Source organism: Rhizobium sp. BK251, assembly GCF_004345245.1.
GTDB lineage: Bacteria > Pseudomonadota > Alphaproteobacteria > Rhizobiales > Rhizobiaceae > Rhizobium.
Genome location: NZ_SLUQ01000007.1, coordinates 464,787 through 481,544, shown reverse-complemented (window position 1 = coordinate 481,544; position 16,758 = coordinate 464,787). Strand labels below are relative to the sequence as shown.

Here is a 16,758-nt window from a genome sequence, read left to right as displayed (position 1 = left end):
GGGCTATCTCCTTCTCTTCATGTTGCTGTGGCCAAGGTTGACCTGTGGCGAGCGATTGACGTTCGCGCTATCTTGCCTCGTCATGGCCGGGAACAGCGATGCCAGCCCCCATATGGCGGCGTCAGCCCTATCCGGTGATCTGCTGCCAAGGTAGCCAGCGGTGGTCATGGCGCAGAGCTGGTCTTCCATCTCCGGGAAGTGCCCGACGAGAGAAACCTTCTGCTGTTCGAAGAGTGCGGCGATCGGCTCCGCTCTGGCGATCTTGCCCCTGCTGGCCTTGACTGCCCGGTATGGAACCGTGCCGCCGGTCTTGCGCTCCGGGTTTGTCGCGGCGCTGCGGATGACCTCTCCAACCATGGCGCCGCCGAAGTTCTCTTCAGCCACGATACAGTCTGCGTCCCATCGATCGAAGGCAGACACAGCAGCCTTGCCCCACTGGGCAGGAGCCATACGGCCTGAAAGGTCTTCCAGAATGTAGCCACGGCCATCCTTGCCCAGACCGCAGACGACCAGCCCTATTTCGTCTGAGCGCGTGTCTTCGTCGCCGGATGCTCCAGAGGGATCGACAGCGACAACGATGCGCACCATCTCTGGCACTTTGCCGTCAACGATGCGCTGCTGGTCGAGGAGCTCCAGCGTCCATAGAGCGCTGTCCGACGTGTCGGCAAACTGGCCAAGCATGAAGCGCCGGCGCATCGCCTCGGACATGTTCTGCAGCTCTTCCAGATACGTGGCCGGCAGATTGGCCTCGTTATCCTTCGGGTTCATGATCAGCGCCGCGAAGTTATCCGGATTGAGAACCGGCGTGCGTCGATCTGGATCACGCTTCTCCATGAACAGGCGATATGTCCAATGCGCCATGCCTGGAGGATTGCAGTCGTAGTAGGCCTTCAGCCTCATGCCTGGCACGTTCTGCGCCAGACGGGTCATTGCCATGTTGCGCGAGGCCCACGGGATCTGCGAGCACTCGTTCAGATAGATCGTGGCGTATTCCTGCCCGAGGATCTTTTCCGTTCGCTCCTTGTCGTCGAGACCACCGAACCAGACCTCAGAGCCGTTGGGCAAGGTCATGAACCAGTCGGTCTTATCCAGCCGGCTCCGCTCTGCCACCCCCGGATAGCAAGCTTCCAACACCTTCGGCAGCGTGTCGTAGATGATCGAGGCTTTGATGTGGTTGAACCGGTAACGCAGGATCGCGTGGCGGCTCTTGAGGGCGAGTGCTCGGAAGAGCAGCGACTTCAGGAGAATGAACGTCTTCCCCGATCGGGAGCCACCATAGAGCATGCAGTGCGTTGGATGGCCGCCGAGGATGTCGACTGCGATCTCTTGCTTGCGCGTGAGAGAGACCATCAGAGAAGCTTGGCGTCCTGCGAGGTGACGATGATCTGCACCGGATCGCCGCCCTTGCCTGTCAATTCGTTCTTGTCGGCGAGTCCCAGATCACGTGCGATGATGCTGTGGTTTAGCAGCCCAGCAGCAGCGCCTTCGAACTTCTGAGCCCTGATAATTTCGTCCACGCGCGTAGAGACCTCGGAAAAGTCATCTTTCGTCCGGTACTCATCCCACGTGCTTCGGTTGATATCCAGAAATATACACAACCCTGCAAGCGTCATGGCTCGCATCTTTGGAAGCTGCTGCACTTTAACCGAACCTTGATAGGCGAAGGCCTGGCTCTCATACAGCGGGTTCTTCTCTACCCACTCGAAATACTCGACGCATGCGTTCCAGAGGTCATCTGGCGTTGCGAATATGGGTTTGCGGCCGTGGCTGCTGCGGACCTTCCAGAACTGGTTGCCCTTGGGAGGAGCCATCGCTTTACACCTGCGCCGCTTCTGCGATCAGCTCGAGCGGGTTTTCCTTGCACTTGAAAGACACGATGCTCGGGCCGCCGATGACATAGCCCTCTCCGCTCGGGACGATGGTCGTAACCGACGACATGCGAATCCATCGGGTTTCTTCAGGACCGCCCACGCTGGTGACTTTGATGAAGCCGGTCACGTGGGCGATTTCCTTTTCTTCGTCTGTCATAGCTTGTTGCCTCCAAGCCGATGCTTCTGGTTATGGCTTCAGAACTAGGAAGCCGACGACGAGTGTGCCGTTGATAGCGGCTGCGGCTGCGATGTTCTGGATCGTGATGACCACAGAGCCGTTGCCCGGGGTGACGTCAGCAACGGTCGGGATACCTGTGGTAGCCGTGCCCTTGCCGACGGTGACCAGAACCGTATCGCCTGCCTGGATCTTGGAGTTCGTCAGGGTGAGGACATGGGTTGCGGCCGCTGCCGTGGTCAGAGCGCCGGTCGTGATCTTGCCCTGCGTCTTGTTGAGCGTCGCAGTACCGGTGCCGCCGGTTCCGGTTGCCGTTGCGGTCTTCGTGCCCTGGTCGGAGACGAGAGCGCCGGAGGATGGCTCAACACCGAAGTTGCGGCCATAGAGAGAGTGAAAAGCTGGCATGTGGAGCTTCCTTTGTCTTTGCTGTTGCTGTGGAAGACGGACTTAGTACAGAGCGTAGAGGCCAAGAGCGGCCGTCGTGCCGGAGTTCCTGATGGTGTGGACGCGCCAGGCGTAGTCGGTCCCCGCCTTGACGACGCGGGTCACGTTGGTGGTCGGAGCGTCCTCGAGAGTCATCACCACGGTGCCGTCGGCATTGGCGCCGAGACCGCGGGACACTTCAGCGAGTGGAACATCGCCGCCGCTATAGTCGATCGCCACCATCTTGGACGCGCCGGCCAAGACCGCTATGCTGTTCTTGCTGATCTTGTTCGCTGCCATGCCGTGATCTCCTTAGAACTTGATGCCGGCCGACTTCAGCACGGACTCTGCGGTCTTGATGACCTTTGCCCATTCCTGCTTCGTTCTCGGCTTGGCCTTCTTTGCGGCCGCGATCTTCCGCTTCGCTGTGGTGAGCGATGGCTTCTTCATCGGTTTGCCTCTTGGATCAGTTGGCGCCGGATACCCAGCAGTACTTGCATACCTGCGGGGTTTGGCAGGAGGCGAGCGCGAGAAGGGATGAAATGAGCAGCAGACGCAAAATCATTTCTATCCACTCGCTATGTCGGCGGAGAATTTTCTACAGTTTGTTCATTCCTTCGACGCCACGCTGCATGCGAGCGAGTGTACGGCTGTGAAGCCAGTGCTGGGCTTCCTCGATCTTGGTGAGGGCGAGCGCGTTCTCTCGGCAGGCGAATTGACCGGCTTGGAAGGACCGGAGGCGGTCGGCAACGATGGCGAGCAGCACCTCTTGCGTCAGGCCGTTGACGCCGTTCTCGTTGATCGGCCCGTTCTGGAAGCTGATCTGCCACGACTTGGCGGCAATGCCGACAGATTTGTCCGGAGGCGGTAGCGTCACTCGGTATTCGTGGTTCGCACCACCAGCACCGGGTTCATCGGTGACTTCGATAAGGATGCGGTCGTTTGCAGGATTTACCTTATGCTCGTTGATCGTGCGCATTTGGCACTCTCCTTGGGTTTATTGGTGGAATCAGAAACCCCGCCAGCGGTTAAGCTGACGGGCTGTGATTGGCTGGAACGGCAGGGATCGAACCTGCGACAAGGTGGTTAACAGCCACCTGCTCTACCGACTGAGCTACATTCCAATGTAGGTTGCCGAGCCATGCCGTGGCATGGGCGGATAGATGTCACCTCTCGGCTCGGGGAGGAACGACCAGGCACGGACCCCGATCTTCACGAACTACTGTCCGCCTTCCCGATCTCTATGCGGCCCTCTTTCCGCGACGCCGTCGATTTGCCTTTTCGAGCCGCTTGATCAGCGCTGCGAGTTCAGGACTATCCGGGTCGTGGAAGGGCTTGGCCCCTGGCAGCAGCATGTGCAAATCATGTTTGGCTGCAGGTGTTCTAACCTTATCCAATTCACTAGACGAATTCGGCATCATTGGCGACACCCTGGACCAGTTAGGCTCATGTAACGATTTAGCGTTTTTAATCAACGCGCTGGAAATGCTTTCATACTCAGATTGAACCCAACGATCCGCTGTCCTACGAATTCGGTTCTCTTTCTGGCAGAAACTGCGCCATGAACCGGCGACATGCGGGGCTGCGAGGCACATTGCCCATCTGCCGAGAAGGTAACGGCGCTCGTCTTCCCTCACGTATTCCAGCATCCAACCGTATAAGACTTCCTCGGCTCTGGATATGGCCCGTGCATCTGGCCGGTACCGAAGTTTCACCTCCTTGTAGTCAAGGATGTGCTCAGGCCAGAAAGCTTTCAGGTCAGCTGGCCAGAGACCACGAACGCCGACATGAAGCATGGTATCGGCGGCTTCAACGAACCGGGCCCTGACGATCAGGCTGGTGTCAGCGATCACCGCCGCATTCTCTGTCAGGTCTTCAAACCGCAAGGCGCTGTTCTGGTTCATCAAGGATGCTCTCCAAACGATCGTAGATGTAGGTTCTGAGGGTTGCGCGTACTGGCCATGGACGGCGTGCGACTGATTTGCCGCGGAGGATGCCAAGGGGGATGGTGTCGAAGGCGTCGAGGACTTCCGAAGGTCTGTCCAGTGCCCAATCCTGGCGCTGTATCAGGATGTCGGATATTGCACCGATCGTCTCGCTCCAGAGTTCGTCACGGTTGTTCTTGGTCTGCTTGATGCAGCGAAGGACGAACACGAGATGACCGTCACCGTACTGATTGCGGATCTCATGCATGGTGCCTCTGGCATGGCTCTGCGCGGCCGCACGACGTCGGTAAACCGGAACCAGCTTGATCCCGAGACCGTCTAGGAGCGCGTCGAGCCTGCCTTTGCTCATGCCGCCTCCTGCCGCGCCGCATGCGCCTTGACGGCCCGCGCGACCGTTGCCGGGTCTATCCGGTGCATCACGGCCACCGCGAGCATGCTCATCCCGGAGCGAACGTCCGCAATGATCTGGTCGACGTCGTAGGAATAGACCCAGCGTGTCTCCGGGGCAGGAACCCGGCGCCTGCTGGCCTCGCGACTGATGCTCTTCGAGATGGTGCTGTGGTCTCGGTTGAAGGCTCGGCCGATCGCCGATGTCCCGGCCTTGGGGAAGGCCACGGCCACGTCGAAGATGATCGCGTGCCGGATTTTGATCAGCGCGCGCATGCGGCGCGGCCCGACGATATCTCGGAAGGAGACACCGCGCTCGGCGCACTTCTGCTCGACGAAAAGCCGCATCGCTGTCTTGCCGTCCATGCGGGTCAGATGGGATTCGTACGCGGTGGGGGTTTCAATGCGGAGGTTCATGCCGTTGCCCTCCGGCGCTCGACTTCGATCCGCTTGCCCTTTCGGAAGATCGCTTCGGCCGCCTTCTTCGCCACGCCCTTCTTGCTGCCGCCCATGGAGGAGATTCCGACGATTGGGCTGTTGAGGTATTCGAAGAACGCGGTGTTGGCCGCCTTCAGAGCCTCGGCCTCGGTCGCGAAGATGATGTCGTGCCGGCCGTTACGCAGCACTCGGTTCTCGGCGTGGTGCACCATGCGGAAATAGCCGATCCAGCCGGTCGGGGTCTTCATGGCGCCTGCGTCAAATTTGTTCATCAGAAAAGCTCCCGGCTGTTCATCTGCGCCTTGTAGGAAGGCCCGTAGCTGGTGGAATTGCCGTCCCAGGCGATGTCTCGGCGGCGGGGAAACTCGCTCTCGCGAGACAGGGAAAGCAGGATCTCCGCCTTGCCTTCTGTCTGATCCATGAGGGATTTCCAGACGTTCCAGTCCGGTGTTCCCTCCCCCGGCTCCATTCCGGCCAGGATCGGCCGCGGCTGGAATGGGATGATCACCTGGTCGGCGTCCTTATCCATGTTGCCGATAAGGTCGCGGTAGGTCGGGCGGCGGTGCAAGACTGCGTGAAGGCGCTTCTCGAGGCTGCTGCCCTGATACTCCTGAAATGCAGACTTCTTCAGATGGGTAAGTGCGACGACCGGGAGATCAAGTTCCATGGCGAGGTCTTTCAGCTTCGACGTCGCGATCTGCCCCTGCTTGAACTCCTCCTCGTATTGCATCTTTCCTTCCCATTGGATCTTGCCGATGTGGTCGACGAAGACGGCGCCGATGTTGTGGGATTTCTTGAGGGCCCGCGCCTTGCGGCCGATCTGGTCGAGCGTCATCTTTCGGGTGTCGATCTCGATATGCTGGGACCGCTTGATCTCCACACCGGCCTCGAGAAGCATCTGGACTTCCTGATCGGAGACGCGGCCGCGCTGCTGCTGACGGGCCGATATGCCGGTTCGGCGGGCCTGCTCGCGCATGATGATCTGCTTGACCGTCATCTCGCCGCTGTAGAGGAAGACCGGGGCCGACTTGGCGATCTCGAACATGCATTGCATCGCGAGCGCTGTTTTGCCCTGCTTGACGCCGCCGCCGATGATGATGAGCTGTCCCTTCTGCCATGGGCCGGTGAGCTGCATCACCTCGGGAATGCCAGGGTCCACCCCTTCCGCCTTGCGGCCGCGCGACGCGTCGTTGACGGCCTCGAATGAGTTGTCGATGGCGTCGGCAAGGGAAAAGGTCGCTTCCTCACCAGCGAGGCTCCTGGTGACCTCTGCGAGGCGCTGGCGTAGCGCATCGACGTCGTCGGGTATCCGCAGCTCTTCCTCAAGCGATATCTGCCTGAGGTCATCGGCGAGTCCGTAAAGCTCACGCCGGGCAGCGGCGGCCGTGATTGCCCTGCACCAATCCTTGACGCCGAAGTATCCGACCGCCTCGCCCATCAGGCGGGACATGTACTGAGCGATGCTGATCCCGCCGATCGGCTGGTTAGGCAACATGCCCTTGAGCGTGATCGGGCTGAACGTCTTGCCGGCGGTGCGCAGTTCGATCATGCCTTCGAACATCAGCCGGTGGATCTGCTCCTCGAAGTGGTTGGGCTCAAAGCTCGACGGGATATCGTCGATGCAGTCGTTCCTCATCAGGAGAGCGCCGAGTAGCGCCTGCTCGGCCTCGATCGCGTCGGGCAGTGTCGGCGAACCGTGGATGTCTCTTGGATGGGCGTTCATGCTGCACCCACCATCGAAAAGAGCGTGTCAGTCTTTTCGCGATCGAGTTCCGCGATATTCTTTAATGCCTGTCGGAAATAGGATGGCTTGAGCTCGAAGCCGATGCCCTTCCGACCGAGCTTGACGGCGCTATAGACCTCGCTGCCAATGCCGAGAAATGGTGTGAGGACAGTTTCGCCAGGAGCAGACCAAAGATCGAGGCATCGCTCGATCACGTCCAATTGCAGCGGGGAAATATGCTGCTCGTCCTTTTCGTCGCGACCAGCGCGGTACTGCAGCGTGTTCGTCTGATTGATGTCCATCCAGACCGGCGACGCGTATCGCTGCCAAACCAAGATTGATCGCCACTGCTCGAAGGGCCACGCCTTGCGCCCCTCAGCTTCGGTCTGCTTGCGATGACGCTCGTAGGCTTCGCGACTGATATCTAGGCTGTCGTCACCGGACCAACGATCGAACATGCCATCGACAGGGTTTTCATTGTCGCCCGGCTTGCGAAACGACACGATGTAGTCGGCAAGGCCCATGCCACTGATCGTGCTATCCTTCGTGATCTGCTTATGAAGCAACCGAATGGACTTGGTCCGCTGCTGAGCGATCACCGGGTCTTTCCAGATGCAGACCTCGGAATGAAATATCCACCCGGCATCTTCGTAGGCGCGCACGATCTCACCACGGAAATCGCGCATACCGATAAAGCCGTGCCGTGTCTTGCTGGTCGGCAGTTGCATGCAATGGACGGAGTGTATGCGGCCGGCTTTTGTAACGCGAAACAGCTCGGAGATCAGGAATGCATAGTGCTCCCAGAACTGCGGACCATCGTTGTTGCTGATGTCTCGGTCATAGTTCGAGAACTTGTAGAGCCCCTCGAATGGCGGGCTATGAATACCGAAATGGACGCTTTCGCCTGAAACACCGCGGATGAGCTCGCAGGCGTCACCCTGATAAATGGCATAGCGGTCCGTTATAACCTGGTCGACGGCGTTGATCATGCCGCGCACTCCCCTACCCAAGATGGAATTTTCATCGGAATTTTCGGATCGTAGTCCGGTCGGTCGCGCACGGACCCGCGCACGGCTGCGCTGGAAAGATCGGCCATATGCAGAACCATGGCGGCGGCCATGCGCTCCGCATCAATCTCTTTGCGTCTGATATTGGCGACGGTCGCTCCTTCCATCTCGGATGCGATGAAGTGAACGTTGACTGGGTTTGTTTGCCCGAAGCGCCAGAAACGACGGATGGCCTGATAGATTTGCTCGAAGCTGTCATTGAGCCCGACAAACCCCGTATCGGCGCAGTGCTGCCAGTTCATGCCGAACCCGGCGATCGATGGCTTGGTGATCAGGACGCGGATACGACCTTGCGAAAAGTCGACCAGCTTGTGCCGCTTGTCGTCGTCCTTGTCAGCACCGGAGAGATTGACCGCTCCTGGGATCAGCTTCGCCAATGCATCAGCTTCACCGTTCAGATTGCACCACCAAACGAAGGGACGGTCCGCAGGTGTCATCTGCACCGCGAGATTGACGCGCTCGCCCACGCTGTCCCTGCGGGCCGCTATGCGCTCCTGCAGAGTGCGCGCTTCCATCGGGAAGAGCAGTCCGGTGTCCATGCTCGGTGCGTAATCGACGCCTGCCGTGTGCTGGTGGTAATGGAGCGGAGGAAGATCGTATCCGGCGTTGTCGTATCCAAGATCGGAGGGCTTTCGGAGCATGACTGCCCATGATGCCATCCACTTCCAAAACTCCGTTTCCGCGTGTCCCTTCAATCGCCACTTCTGCGTGTCGCCGCCGTCGTGTGTGAAAAATGTGGCTAGCATGTCGGTGTAGGACATGACGCCGAGGAATTCAGCGTGGTTCCCGAGCTCCATGAAGTCGTTTGGCGCCGGCGTTGCGGTGGCGGCAAGGCGGAACGGTATCTTTGCGCATTCCTCGATGAGGCGGGTCCGGTACTTGCCATCAGTGCTCTTGAGGATCGAGCTCTCGTCCAGGCAGATGCCGCCAAACGCCGACAGGTCAAAGTGATCCATCTTCTGGTAGTTCGAGACGTTCACTCCCCACCCTTCGTCCGGATGGAATGATACAAGGTTGGCAGCCATACCGAACTTTTCGGCTTCCGATATATGCTGCTCAGCAACCGCGAGAGGTGCGAATATCAACGTCGGCTTGCCGGTGTGCTCTGACACCCTGGATGACCATGTGATTTCCATGAGGGTTTTGCCCAGGCCGGTGCCGGCGAAGACCGCGGCGCGACCGCGGCGAAGAGCCCAGCGGACGATATCGGCCTGATGTGGCTTCATGACAGCCGGAAGAACGCCCACGGCGGATATACCGGTCTCAGGGTCGTTGATGCGCTTTCGGGCAAGGAAGTCAGCGTAGGCGTTCATGCCGCGCTCCTCTTGGCTTCGAAAGCACCGGACCGAAGCTCCATGAACCGCTGCTGCATCCACTTGATTTCCGGAATGGCGCAGTTGTGCCAGCATGTGCAGACCCCGACCGCCTCGGCCGCGTCGCGCTGCTCTGCCTTTGTGGTAGGGAGAGCGATGTGTTCGCGGTTGCAGGACTCGATCGCCAGATCCTTCCAGTCCTTTCCCTCCGGCGGCTTCACGCCCTTGCCGTAGTAGACCGGGCGCCAGGACGTGGCGGCGATGGTTCCATAGGGAATGTTGCGGATCTGGCAGATCGCGATCACCGCGCCGGCGATACCGGTGAGCTGCAAAGCAGCCGGGTTGATCGTGGAGACTGTCTGCTCCTCGCCGGTGAGGTCGGTCTTGCCCTTCTTCTTGAACTGCCGAACGCCGTGTTCCGGGCGCTCGATGGCGACGAAGTCGGGACGATGGTCCTTGACGAGGCGATAGAAGAGGTTCGCGGCGATGGCGTATTTCTCTTCCCAGTCGTAATCCTTGACCGAGAACGTGCCGCAGATGATGGAAGAGCGATGCTTGGCGCTGTCGCGCACTGCCCATCCTGATGTTGTTGCGAGGTCGAGACCCATCACGATCATTGTCCTGCCTCCGTCGGAATGAGCCTGTAGAATGTGGCTGACCCTCTGCCGCCGCCGCTGGTGACGATCGACCAACCGTAAGCACCGATGAACTTGCGCAGGTAGTAGAGTTGGGTCGAGAGCACGAGGGAGGCATTGTCTGGACCGCCGTCGGCTCGATCGTCGTAGAGGAGCGCTAGAACGCTCTCCTTGGCCACTGTTCGGCCCACACGTCGGGAAAGAAGCTCGAGGATGGTTTTCTGCTGCCCGCGAGCAACACGCTCAAGCACGGCATCTATTGGCGCTGCCTCTCCAATGAAGCCTTGGCAGCAAGGGCATGTATAGCTCTGGATTCTCGGTGCAATATTCATCGTGTCGCCCTCGGAGAGAAGTTCGGCGCATTCGCGCGCCGATAGTCGGGCGTCTGGCTTGGGAGGATCAGACGCCTGCGGGGAACTCAGTCTTCGTCGTCGGTCGGCGGCGCTTCCGGGTCGGATGCGGCCTCGATGCGGGCAACGATGTCGGGGACGATGGTCTCGTATTCCTTCTTTCCGGCCTCGTAGCTCTCAAGCCACGCCTTATCCTCGGTACTGCCGGCGGCGTAACTGGAGATGCGATCAAGGCCGTTCAGGCCGGCGTGGAAGCCCTGCGCAGCGATAAGCTGCTCGCGGCTGGCGCGATCGGCGAGAAGGTCGCCCTGCGGATTGTCGTGAATGAGACCTAACCAGATCAAATTTTCACGTTCAGACCGATGCTTGTCGACCGGCTTATCCTGATCCTCGGCGAGGAAGGACTTGAGGTAGTGGTCAAGCTTGGCAGATGCGAACCCGGCAGCCTTTGCGTTCTGCCGGTTCGACTTCTTCTGCTCTGCGAGTTCGCGCATGCGGGCGGCGATCTCACGATCCTTGCGGTGGTAGTATGAGAACGTGACCCGGCGGTCACGCTCTGCCTTTTCTGCGTTATGCCCTGCGGCTGCCGTCATCGGTCACCTTCCTTTCGCTTTCCTGATTTTATCCGCCAAAGCCTCAGCCTCAGCAGCCAGACCTTCAAAAGAGCCATCAGAGTTCCTCGTCATCTCGATGTGAATTTCATGCTGGAGGCGCGCGATCTGCTCCTGGCAGTAATCCAAATACGCGCCTCGGACCCGACCGAGGACAGTCAGCTTCGGGTCTTTGGTTTCGCCCTTCATCAGGCGCTCATAGCTTCTCTCGGACATGCGACTCCGCTTGGCGCATTCCTTGACGGCTAGGGGTTGATCCCCCCAGCCTTTCACGACCAATTGAAAGAGCTTTTTGGCATAGCCAGACGCCCTGTCCGGCGAGTACGCATCTACAAAAGACATCTGTTTTCCCTGCTGTTTCTTTGATTCGTTCTGGTTGAATTTCATCCAGTTCATGTTTCCCAGCCCTGATATGTTGACCATCGTCGGGGCTGGGGTTTTCAGGTTCTGCGTCAGACGCCGCCGACGCACTTGTGAAGCCAGTAGGAGTCCTCAGGAGTGGAGCCGGTGCGATCCAGACGGAAACGCTGCCTCGACAAGCCCACCCTGATCTTCGCCAATGAGATGCAAAGCATGTGGAAGGAAAGAACCGGCTCAGACCGCCAAGCCAGACCGGAGATTTCCATAAGTGACTTTGCAGATACCGCCACCGGATACGCATCGCTGAGGGCCTTATAGATAACGGCTTCTCGCGATGGCTCCGGGAGGGTTTTGGAGGGAGAGACGCTCACAGCGCGCCTCGCATCTGGCCTTCGAAAGCCGAGATCAGAAATGCCGGGTGAACGCCTTCTTCAGCGCCGGACACATCGTCCTCGTCCTTGGCAATCTCGCCTGACTTCCAAGCGGCACGAAGAGCGAAGACCGCACAGCCGAAACAGAAGCCGACAACCAACGCGGCCAACAGGCTGGAGAAGAAAATCAGAAACCCGCTCATGCCAGACCATCCTTCCTGTCTCGCTCTGTCTCAGCGTCCTGCCGGAGAGCCTCGATGTGAAAACCGTAGATTTTTGGCGCGCCCCAGATCAGGACGAGCACGAGGAGGATCGGCCAGATCACTGCCGTGTCCTCAACTGCTTGGTCGAAGCGCAGTATTCAGACGTGCCAAGCGATACTGCGATGTCGGTGTAGGCTCGCTGCATGCCGCGGACGATGTTGAACGCGTCGTTCAGCGTGACGTTTTCCTCGACGGAGCCATGAACGATGATCTCGCGTAGGAAGTCGCTGTCCGCCTTCTCGCCGCAGGTATCGACCTGCAGGGCGAAGAGAGCTGCCATCTTCAGGCTATCGCCCGCTGCGGCCGGAGTTGCCAGGATGAGAGATGCGATTGCGATTGATGCGAATTTCATTTTCCCCTCCATTGTCTTGGTTGATTTGACCGATCGTTCGGCGTCGCGCCTTCAACGGCGCGCTGGGCGACTGCATCGAGTGAGCTGCGTGGGAGGATCGGAGTCACTGTCCGCTCCCGCAGTCGTCGAGAATGAATGCCGGGGAATCGCCGCCCCGGCTCGGCCTACTCGCATCTCCCGTCACGCGGTCGGCTGTCACCTTTTCGGACTGCCCTGTTGCGCCGTTGTCATCGGATGCTTTCGCTCGGAATGGATACTCTGGAACTACGAAGTGCTGCCACGCGACGGGAGCCTTGCCGTTCGTCGCGAAACCGGACCACTGTCCGCGCTTCTCGTCCCAGTAGGACTTGATGACCTTCTTGCACTCGGATGCGAGCCAGAGATGACGGTCGCGCGGGGCGGCGGTGATGTCGAATGACCACTGGTTCATGCCGACACCGCCAGATTAGCCGCAGCAGCTACTTTCGCTTCCCTAACCCGATCTTGTTCCCGGTTCTGCTTGAGAACCACAGACTCGTGTCCAAGCAACCCGCGCAGAGCGTCGGTCGGCCAGTTGACGTATTGACCTCGTCTAGCTGCAACTATGGCAACTGCAGCGACAACCTTGCTGGACCGATAGCTCTTCTTGGAAGCCCGCTTTTCGTAGTCACTTTCTCGGAACCCCAGAACCGCACATGCCTCTGCAAGCGTGACTCCATGAAATGTCATGAATGCCTGAAGGGCACCTTCTGGAAGAGTGTCAGTTCCGGCGGTGTCCTTAATGTTGAGATAAGGGCTTCCGGTAGTGGCGCAGCGCTTGACGAACTCAAGCACCCTGCCTCTCGCGTGGAAATATTCTCCGGAGATGCAGTCTTCCTTGAGGCTGATGTGGAGAGCTTTCTCCATCACGTATCCGCCAAGAACAGTTGCTTCAATTTCGACGGTGAACGGCATTCCAGAGCCGATTTGCTTGGCCCTTTCATTCCATCCGTACGAGCAGCCTATTTTGTACGCTCCTATCGGATCCCCCGTTGGGCCGATGCATCTTGCGAAATAAACGCGCTGGCTCCGATCGATCATTGCGCCGCCTCCGCCGTCTCGGCCGCATCGATGAACGCCATGATGCGGTTGTATGTGTCGATGCTGATCGGTTTCCCGTCCTTCAGCCTCGCGATGAGCTTCCCATCGTTGACGGCCTTGCGACCGAACGTGGAGGACGCCATGCCTGTTGCTAGGCAGTGCTTTTCGATGCTGTCGATGATTGACTGGTTCGTGATCATGTTGACCACATTAGATGGGCTTTATCCCATTTGTCAATGGGCTTTAACCCACGTGACCTTTTTTTCGTCACAAGTTATCGATCAAACATGACAAAGAAGATCGAAATTCAACCAGATTGGCCAGAATGGAAGCGCGAGGTCGCCGAGCGACTGAACGCTCTCGACAAGTCTATGAAGCACGCTTCGCTAGAGGCTGGGCTAGGCGAGACGTGGGTTCGTGACGCTTTGAAACGTGACAAAGACCCAACTCATGGAAACTTGACCAAGATCAGAAAAGTGCTTGGTCTACCTATTGGCGAGCCGCAACTGATCACGGATATACTGACCCTTCGTGTCGTTGGGAGGGCGCAAGCAGGTGCGTTTTTGGATGTGTCGCTAAGTGATGAGAGTTACGAGAATGAGACGATCCCGATGGCTCGGGACGGCAGGTATCCGCAAGCGCAGCAATATGCGCTTCTCGTGGTCGGAGACAGCATGAACAAGCTGTTCGATGATGGTAGTTATGTAACATGCGTGAACTGGGCGGACACCGGTCTGTTGCCTCGGCCAGGAATGGTGCTCCACGTCGAGCGGCATCAGGGTTCTCTCGTCGAAGTGACGCTGAAGAGCCTGTTTATGGTCGATGGCGAGCCAATGTTGGTGCCAATGAGCACAAATAGCGCTCACCGTCCGATTCGCTTGGAAGGAAATGAGGGGACGGAGTTCGTCATCAAGGGTCTTGTTACTGGGTCTTGGAAGCCAATAAACTTCTGATCCCCACCCTTCCAATTACTCCCCTCAGAGCAAGAATCTCAAACAAGCAAAGTACCCTTTAGAAATTCAGCTTTATATATTGGACCCGCAAATCTGCGACCCTATTGACCCGCAGATTTGCGACCCTAGCCAAAGTCGAACGGCAACCGGATGTGGTAGTAGTTCGGTTTTCGATGTGACCTGACAACGATCAAGACGCCCTTGTCTTCGAGCTCCATTACAGCTCGGATGACCTTGTCTTCGGATAGCCCCATTCTCTTGGCTACCTCGCGCTGCGTATACCAGCAGCACTGGTCGTCGCCGTTCATCCGTTTGGCCAGCCAATAGCCGACGCGGAAGGCCCGATCGGTCAGTCCATCCACCTCACAGATGAAGTCCAACCACTTCCTGCGCTTCTCGTAGAAGGCTGCAGCAGATTCGCCGTTGTCGTTTCTTTGTAGCATGCAATGGGATTTATCCCATCTTTTCTCTTGACGCAATGGGACAAAGCCCATTATAGTCCTCCTCAACAGCAACCCGAACCGATCACGGACCGGGCAGCGCAGAGGGAGCAAGGCAATGATCTCCAGCTACAACTTCGTCACCCCGGACTTCATGAACGGCCTTCGTGAAATGAAGCTCGACCCGCGGTTCAACGAGATGATCCTGTGGGTCGCGAAGGCCGGGATGCAGTTCTCGACCACGTACTCGACGGAAGCGGACAACGCGGAAGTCTTCGAGGATCTGCAGGTCACTCTCATGAACAACCTGCGCCTTCTCGCGATTTCCGCCGGCGCCGACATGATGGTCTACGACGCCGGCCGCGAGGATTATGAGGGCGCCGTCACCGAGGCGTTCCCTCACCTTTTCTCCAAAGCGCAGTCGCTCGGCAAGCGCGCCGCACCCAGCATCTACGACGCCACGCGCGAAGAGCCGGTCATGGGGGCGATGTTCCATGTCTGAGATGCCCAAGCCATTCTGGTCGATGACCTACGCGTCCGACCGTAGGAAGCACAGTCACCGCTGCCAGTGCTGCCGAAAAATCATTGCGGAAGGTGATGCGGTCATCATGGCTCGCGTCGTTGGGAAAGCTACGCGCTGCATTCACGAGAGCTGCGCCAAGAAGCCGTACGGCGGCAGCAAATTCAGCTGGCGTGATGCGCTCGAGGCGTGGGGCATGGAATATCTCGCCAACTGCGGCTTCCAAAAAGCCAAGGATTTTGTCGAGACGGCCCCAATTTGGAGGTCGCCGCTATGACGGAATGTACCCTCCGCGCCTTCGACGGCTGCCGCTGCTCTCCCGGCCAATGCCAGAGCCCGACGGTACGGCTTGCAAGAGCCAACGCCGGGATACAGGCCGCGACGTTCGAAAAGCTCCGCCTCCTCAACCGCATCTACGCTTTCACCCTGTCTGCCGTGGTCTGCTTTGCCCTCGGCGCATGGGCTGCGTTCAACATCTAACCGGAGATCGCTTCCGTGGATAAGATCATCGACAAGGACAGTTTCCAGAGCGTCGGCTCAACGATCGGTGGAATGATCGCCGGCCTCAAGGGCGAGCGGAAGTGGAGCGGATCCACGATCAAGCTCAGCGGCGTCTATTCAGGCATCAGCCTGGATGACTACCACGGCAAGCGTGATTTGCTAGACGGACCGTCGGTATCGAAGAGCGCGCTGAAGTGGCTGCTTCCCGCGCATGGCGGCTCGCCAAAGGCATTCTGGGGCCGCTGGAAGTGGAACCCGGATCACATCGAGCAAGAGACGACGGCCGCGCTCGATTTCGGCAAGGCGGCGCACTGCCTCCTGCTTGGCGACGAGGTGTTCGAAGAGCGCTTCTGCATCCGCCCGGAAAAATATCCGGACTACCGGACCAAGGAAGCTCGGGACTGGCGCGATGCACTCGTGGCCGAAGGAAAGACGATCATCACGGCCGAGCAGTTCGACCGGATCAAGCGCATCCATGCCGACGCCAAGACCTACCCTCTCATCAAGCTCGGTCTTCTCAATGGTCGCATCGAACGATCGATGTTCTGGAAGGATCCGGAAACGGGGATCTGGCTTCGAGCTCGGCCCGACGCGCTCCCGAATGTCGACGGCGTCTACAGCGACCTGAAGACGGCGAGCAAGTTCGACGAGGATTTCCTCGAGCGCCAGATCTTCGACGCCGGCTACTACCTGCAGGCGGCAATCACTCGCATGGTCTGCCGTGGCCTCGGAATGCCGTTCGACACCTTCACGCTCCTCTACGTCCTCAACGACGACGTCCCGGATACAGCGCATGTCGAGATCGACGAGTTCGACATAGACCGCGGCGAGCGTGCGGTCCGTTGGTGCCTTCGCACGATCCGCAATTGCCTCGACGCCGGCGAGTGGCCTGGCGCCCGACCTTTCAACGACGGCGAGCGCCGAATCCAGATGAAGGTCTGGGCCAAAGAACGCCTCGACAACTTCCTCGACATCGCAGAGCGCCAGGAGGCGGCATAAC

The 16,758-nt window shown here is 58.8% G+C and carries 29 protein-coding genes, 1 tRNA gene and 1 pseudogene; 5 read left to right on the top strand and 26 right to left on the bottom strand.

Features of this window, described 5'->3' with window-relative positions:
- Positions 1-3: 3 nt before the first annotated feature.
- The 25 genes and pseudogenes from EV286_RS20490 to EV286_RS20380 all read right to left on the bottom strand — a co-directional run.
- Positions 4-1,350, bottom strand: coding sequence for a phage terminase large subunit (locus tag EV286_RS20490; protein WP_245500773.1), 1,347 nt, complete (start codon positions 1,348-1,350; stop codon positions 4-6).
- Positions 1,350-1,811, bottom strand: a complete 462-nt coding sequence (locus EV286_RS20485; protein WP_132958995.1) for a DNA-packaging protein — start codon at positions 1,809-1,811, stop codon at positions 1,350-1,352. The genes EV286_RS20490 and EV286_RS20485 overlap by 1 nt, the downstream gene beginning before the upstream one ends.
- Positions 1,812-1,815: 4 nt before the next feature.
- Positions 1,816-2,028, bottom strand: coding sequence for a hypothetical protein (locus tag EV286_RS20480; protein WP_132958994.1), 213 nt, complete (start codon positions 2,026-2,028; stop codon positions 1,816-1,818).
- 30 nt (positions 2,029-2,058) lie between these two features.
- Positions 2,059-2,451, bottom strand: a complete 393-nt coding sequence (locus tag EV286_RS20475) for a hypothetical protein (protein ID WP_132958993.1) — start codon at positions 2,449-2,451, stop codon at positions 2,059-2,061.
- Between the two features lie 42 nt (positions 2,452-2,493).
- Positions 2,494-2,769 (bottom strand): hypothetical protein, encoded by a 276-nt coding sequence (locus EV286_RS20470; protein WP_132958992.1) that lies wholly within the window; start codon positions 2,767-2,769, stop codon positions 2,494-2,496.
- A gap of 12 nt (positions 2,770-2,781) precedes the next feature.
- Entirely contained in the window at positions 2,782-2,919 is a 138-nt protein-coding gene (locus EV286_RS32050) for a hypothetical protein (RefSeq protein WP_165932898.1), read from the bottom strand.
- Between the two features lie 148 nt (positions 2,920-3,067).
- Positions 3,068-3,448: a hypothetical protein gene (locus EV286_RS20465; protein WP_207909895.1), complete on the bottom strand. Its 381-nt coding sequence runs from the start codon at positions 3,446-3,448 to the stop codon at positions 3,068-3,070.
- 69 nt (positions 3,449-3,517) lie between these two features.
- Positions 3,518-3,593: transfer RNA gene (locus tag EV286_RS20460), tRNA-Asn, on the bottom strand.
- Between the two features lie 117 nt (positions 3,594-3,710).
- The gene (locus tag EV286_RS20455; RefSeq protein ID WP_132958991.1) at positions 3,711-4,373 is read right to left on the bottom strand and encodes a hypothetical protein; all 663 of its coding nucleotides are present in this window, start codon (positions 4,371-4,373) and stop codon (positions 3,711-3,713) included.
- Positions 4,345-4,764, bottom strand: a complete 420-nt coding sequence (locus EV286_RS20450) for a hypothetical protein (protein WP_132958990.1) — start codon at positions 4,762-4,764, stop codon at positions 4,345-4,347. The genes EV286_RS20455 and EV286_RS20450 overlap by 29 nt, the downstream gene beginning before the upstream one ends.
- Positions 4,761-5,219, bottom strand: a complete 459-nt coding sequence (locus EV286_RS20445) for a hypothetical protein (protein WP_132958989.1) — start codon at positions 5,217-5,219, stop codon at positions 4,761-4,763. Before EV286_RS20445 ends, EV286_RS20450 begins: the two co-directional genes overlap by 4 nt.
- Complete coding sequence (locus tag EV286_RS20440; RefSeq protein ID WP_132958988.1) at positions 5,216-5,512, bottom strand: hypothetical protein; 297 nt, start codon at positions 5,510-5,512, stop codon at positions 5,216-5,218. Before EV286_RS20440 ends, EV286_RS20445 begins: the two co-directional genes overlap by 4 nt.
- A complete protein-coding gene (locus EV286_RS20435; protein WP_132958987.1) occupies positions 5,512-6,963 on the bottom strand; it encodes a DnaB-like helicase C-terminal domain-containing protein in 1,452 nt (483 codons plus the stop codon). The genes EV286_RS20440 and EV286_RS20435 overlap by 1 nt, the downstream gene beginning before the upstream one ends.
- Positions 6,960-7,952: a DNA methyltransferase gene (locus EV286_RS20430; protein ID WP_132958986.1), complete on the bottom strand. Its 993-nt coding sequence runs from the start codon at positions 7,950-7,952 to the stop codon at positions 6,960-6,962. The genes EV286_RS20435 and EV286_RS20430 overlap by 4 nt, the downstream gene beginning before the upstream one ends.
- Entirely contained in the window at positions 7,949-9,343 is a 1,395-nt protein-coding gene (locus EV286_RS20425; protein ID WP_165932897.1) for a DEAD/DEAH box helicase, read from the bottom strand. Before EV286_RS20425 ends, EV286_RS20430 begins: the two co-directional genes overlap by 4 nt.
- Positions 9,340-9,960: a hypothetical protein gene (locus EV286_RS20420; RefSeq protein ID WP_132958984.1), complete on the bottom strand. Its 621-nt coding sequence runs from the start codon at positions 9,958-9,960 to the stop codon at positions 9,340-9,342. The genes EV286_RS20425 and EV286_RS20420 overlap by 4 nt, the downstream gene beginning before the upstream one ends.
- A complete protein-coding gene (locus EV286_RS20415) occupies positions 9,957-10,229 on the bottom strand; it encodes a hypothetical protein (protein WP_132958983.1) in 273 nt (90 codons plus the stop codon). The genes EV286_RS20420 and EV286_RS20415 overlap by 4 nt, the downstream gene beginning before the upstream one ends.
- A 167-nt stretch (positions 10,230-10,396) precedes the next feature.
- Entirely contained in the window at positions 10,397-10,921 is a 525-nt protein-coding gene (locus tag EV286_RS20410; protein ID WP_132958982.1) for a hypothetical protein, read from the bottom strand.
- A gap of 3 nt (positions 10,922-10,924) precedes the next feature.
- Positions 10,925-11,335 carry a hypothetical protein gene (locus tag EV286_RS20405; RefSeq protein ID WP_165932896.1) on the bottom strand — a complete coding sequence of 137 codons (411 nt, stop codon included), beginning with the start codon at positions 11,333-11,335 and terminating at the stop codon, positions 10,925-10,927.
- Between the two features lie 331 nt (positions 11,336-11,666).
- On the bottom strand, positions 11,667-11,873 hold the full coding sequence (locus tag EV286_RS20400; RefSeq protein WP_132958980.1) for a hypothetical protein: 207 nt from the start codon (positions 11,871-11,873) through the stop codon (positions 11,667-11,669).
- Positions 11,870-11,995, bottom strand: coding sequence for a hypothetical protein (locus EV286_RS32765; RefSeq protein ID WP_281041097.1), 126 nt, complete (start codon positions 11,993-11,995; stop codon positions 11,870-11,872). The genes EV286_RS20400 and EV286_RS32765 overlap by 4 nt, the downstream gene beginning before the upstream one ends.
- Entirely contained in the window at positions 11,992-12,285 is a 294-nt protein-coding gene (locus EV286_RS20395; protein WP_132958979.1) for a hypothetical protein, read from the bottom strand. Before EV286_RS20395 ends, EV286_RS32765 begins: the two co-directional genes overlap by 4 nt.
- A gap of 103 nt (positions 12,286-12,388) precedes the next feature.
- A complete protein-coding gene (locus tag EV286_RS20390; RefSeq protein ID WP_132958978.1) occupies positions 12,389-12,715 on the bottom strand; it encodes a hypothetical protein in 327 nt (108 codons plus the stop codon).
- A complete protein-coding gene (locus EV286_RS20385; protein ID WP_132958977.1) occupies positions 12,712-13,344 on the bottom strand; it encodes a GIY-YIG nuclease family protein in 633 nt (210 codons plus the stop codon). Before EV286_RS20385 ends, EV286_RS20390 begins: the two co-directional genes overlap by 4 nt.
- Positions 13,345-13,358: 14 nt before the next feature.
- Positions 13,359-13,544 (bottom strand): annotated as a pseudogene (locus tag EV286_RS20380) (hypothetical protein); the annotation flags it as partial.
- Between the two features lie 87 nt (positions 13,545-13,631).
- Between EV286_RS20380 and EV286_RS20375 the strand changes: the two are divergent.
- Entirely contained in the window at positions 13,632-14,297 is a 666-nt protein-coding gene (locus EV286_RS20375; RefSeq protein ID WP_132958975.1) for a S24 family peptidase, read from the top strand.
- A gap of 125 nt (positions 14,298-14,422) precedes the next feature.
- Here the strand turns inward: EV286_RS20375 and EV286_RS20370 are convergent, their stop codons facing one another.
- Complete coding sequence (locus tag EV286_RS20370; protein ID WP_132958974.1) at positions 14,423-14,791, bottom strand: helix-turn-helix domain-containing protein; 369 nt, start codon at positions 14,789-14,791, stop codon at positions 14,423-14,425.
- A gap of 64 nt (positions 14,792-14,855) precedes the next feature.
- Between EV286_RS20370 and EV286_RS20365 the strand changes: the two genes are divergently transcribed.
- The 4 genes from EV286_RS20365 to EV286_RS20350 are packed head-to-tail and all read left to right on the top strand — an operon-like array spanning position 14,856 to position 16,757.
- A complete protein-coding gene (locus EV286_RS20365) occupies positions 14,856-15,239 on the top strand; it encodes a hypothetical protein (RefSeq protein WP_132958973.1) in 384 nt (127 codons plus the stop codon).
- Positions 15,232-15,534 (top strand): hypothetical protein, encoded by a 303-nt coding sequence (locus EV286_RS20360; RefSeq protein ID WP_132958972.1) that lies wholly within the window; start codon positions 15,232-15,234, stop codon positions 15,532-15,534. Before EV286_RS20365 ends, EV286_RS20360 begins: the two co-directional genes overlap by 8 nt.
- Entirely contained in the window at positions 15,531-15,737 is a 207-nt protein-coding gene (locus EV286_RS20355) for a hypothetical protein (RefSeq protein WP_132958971.1), read from the top strand. Before EV286_RS20360 ends, EV286_RS20355 begins: the two co-directional genes overlap by 4 nt.
- 15 nt (positions 15,738-15,752) lie before the next feature.
- The gene (locus EV286_RS20350) at positions 15,753-16,757 is read left to right on the top strand and encodes a PD-(D/E)XK nuclease-like domain-containing protein (protein WP_132958970.1); all 1,005 of its coding nucleotides are present in this window, start codon (positions 15,753-15,755) and stop codon (positions 16,755-16,757) included.
- Position 16,758 lies beyond the last annotated feature (1 nt).

Excerpts from the sequence above, each read along its gene's own strand:
- EV286_RS20405 (WP_165932896.1), bottom strand. The coding sequence starts at position 11,335 with ATGAACTGGATGAAATTCAACCAGAACGAATCAAAGAAACAGCAGGGA.
- EV286_RS20390 (WP_132958978.1), bottom strand. The coding sequence starts at position 12,715 with ATGAACCAGTGGTCATTCGACATCACCGCCGCCCCGCGCGACCGTCAT.
- EV286_RS20470 (WP_132958992.1), bottom strand. The coding sequence starts at position 2,769 with ATGGCAGCGAACAAGATCAGCAAGAACAGCATAGCGGTCTTGGCCGGC.
- EV286_RS20420 (WP_132958984.1), bottom strand. The coding sequence starts at position 9,960 with ATGATCGTGATGGGTCTCGACCTCGCAACAACATCAGGATGGGCAGTG.
- EV286_RS20360 (WP_132958972.1), top strand. The coding sequence starts at position 15,232 with ATGTCTGAGATGCCCAAGCCATTCTGGTCGATGACCTACGCGTCCGAC.
- EV286_RS20435 (WP_132958987.1), bottom strand. The coding sequence starts at position 6,963 with ATGAACGCCCATCCAAGAGACATCCACGGTTCGCCGACACTGCCCGAC.
- EV286_RS20450 (WP_132958990.1), bottom strand. The coding sequence starts at position 4,764 with ATGAGCAAAGGCAGGCTCGACGCGCTCCTAGACGGTCTCGGGATCAAG.
- EV286_RS20355 (WP_132958971.1), top strand. The coding sequence starts at position 15,531 with ATGACGGAATGTACCCTCCGCGCCTTCGACGGCTGCCGCTGCTCTCCC.
- EV286_RS20485 (WP_132958995.1), bottom strand. The coding sequence starts at position 1,811 with ATGGCTCCTCCCAAGGGCAACCAGTTCTGGAAGGTCCGCAGCAGCCAC.
- EV286_RS20375 (WP_132958975.1), top strand. The coding sequence starts at position 13,632 with ATGACAAAGAAGATCGAAATTCAACCAGATTGGCCAGAATGGAAGCGC.
- EV286_RS20465 (WP_207909895.1), bottom strand. The coding sequence starts at position 3,448 with ATGCGCACGATCAACGAGCATAAGGTAAATCCTGCAAACGACCGCATC.
- EV286_RS20445 (WP_132958989.1), bottom strand. The coding sequence starts at position 5,219 with ATGAACCTCCGCATTGAAACCCCCACCGCGTACGAATCCCATCTGACC.
- EV286_RS20410 (WP_132958982.1), bottom strand. The coding sequence starts at position 10,921 with ATGACGGCAGCCGCAGGGCATAACGCAGAAAAGGCAGAGCGTGACCGC.
- EV286_RS20400 (WP_132958980.1), bottom strand. The coding sequence starts at position 11,873 with ATGAGCGGGTTTCTGATTTTCTTCTCCAGCCTGTTGGCCGCGTTGGTT.
- EV286_RS20455 (WP_132958991.1), bottom strand. The coding sequence starts at position 4,373 with ATGAACCAGAACAGCGCCTTGCGGTTTGAAGACCTGACAGAGAATGCG.
- EV286_RS20385 (WP_132958977.1), bottom strand. The coding sequence starts at position 13,344 with ATGATCGATCGGAGCCAGCGCGTTTATTTCGCAAGATGCATCGGCCCA.
- EV286_RS20395 (WP_132958979.1), bottom strand. The coding sequence starts at position 12,285 with ATGAAATTCGCATCAATCGCAATCGCATCTCTCATCCTGGCAACTCCG.
- EV286_RS20475 (WP_132958993.1), bottom strand. The coding sequence starts at position 2,451 with ATGCCAGCTTTTCACTCTCTCTATGGCCGCAACTTCGGTGTTGAGCCA.
- EV286_RS20370 (WP_132958974.1), bottom strand. The coding sequence starts at position 14,791 with ATGGGCTTTGTCCCATTGCGTCAAGAGAAAAGATGGGATAAATCCCAT.
- EV286_RS32050 (WP_165932898.1), bottom strand. The coding sequence starts at position 2,919 with ATGAAGAAGCCATCGCTCACCACAGCGAAGCGGAAGATCGCGGCCGCA.
- EV286_RS20425 (WP_165932897.1), bottom strand. The coding sequence starts at position 9,343 with ATGAACGCCTACGCTGACTTCCTTGCCCGAAAGCGCATCAACGACCCT.
- EV286_RS20480 (WP_132958994.1), bottom strand. The coding sequence starts at position 2,028 with ATGACAGACGAAGAAAAGGAAATCGCCCACGTGACCGGCTTCATCAAA.
- EV286_RS20365 (WP_132958973.1), top strand. The coding sequence starts at position 14,856 with ATGATCTCCAGCTACAACTTCGTCACCCCGGACTTCATGAACGGCCTT.
- EV286_RS20440 (WP_132958988.1), bottom strand. The coding sequence starts at position 5,512 with ATGAACAAATTTGACGCAGGCGCCATGAAGACCCCGACCGGCTGGATC.
- EV286_RS20430 (WP_132958986.1), bottom strand. The coding sequence starts at position 7,952 with ATGATCAACGCCGTCGACCAGGTTATAACGGACCGCTATGCCATTTAT.
- EV286_RS20490 (WP_245500773.1), bottom strand. The coding sequence starts at position 1,350 with ATGGTCTCTCTCACGCGCAAGCAAGAGATCGCAGTCGACATCCTCGGC.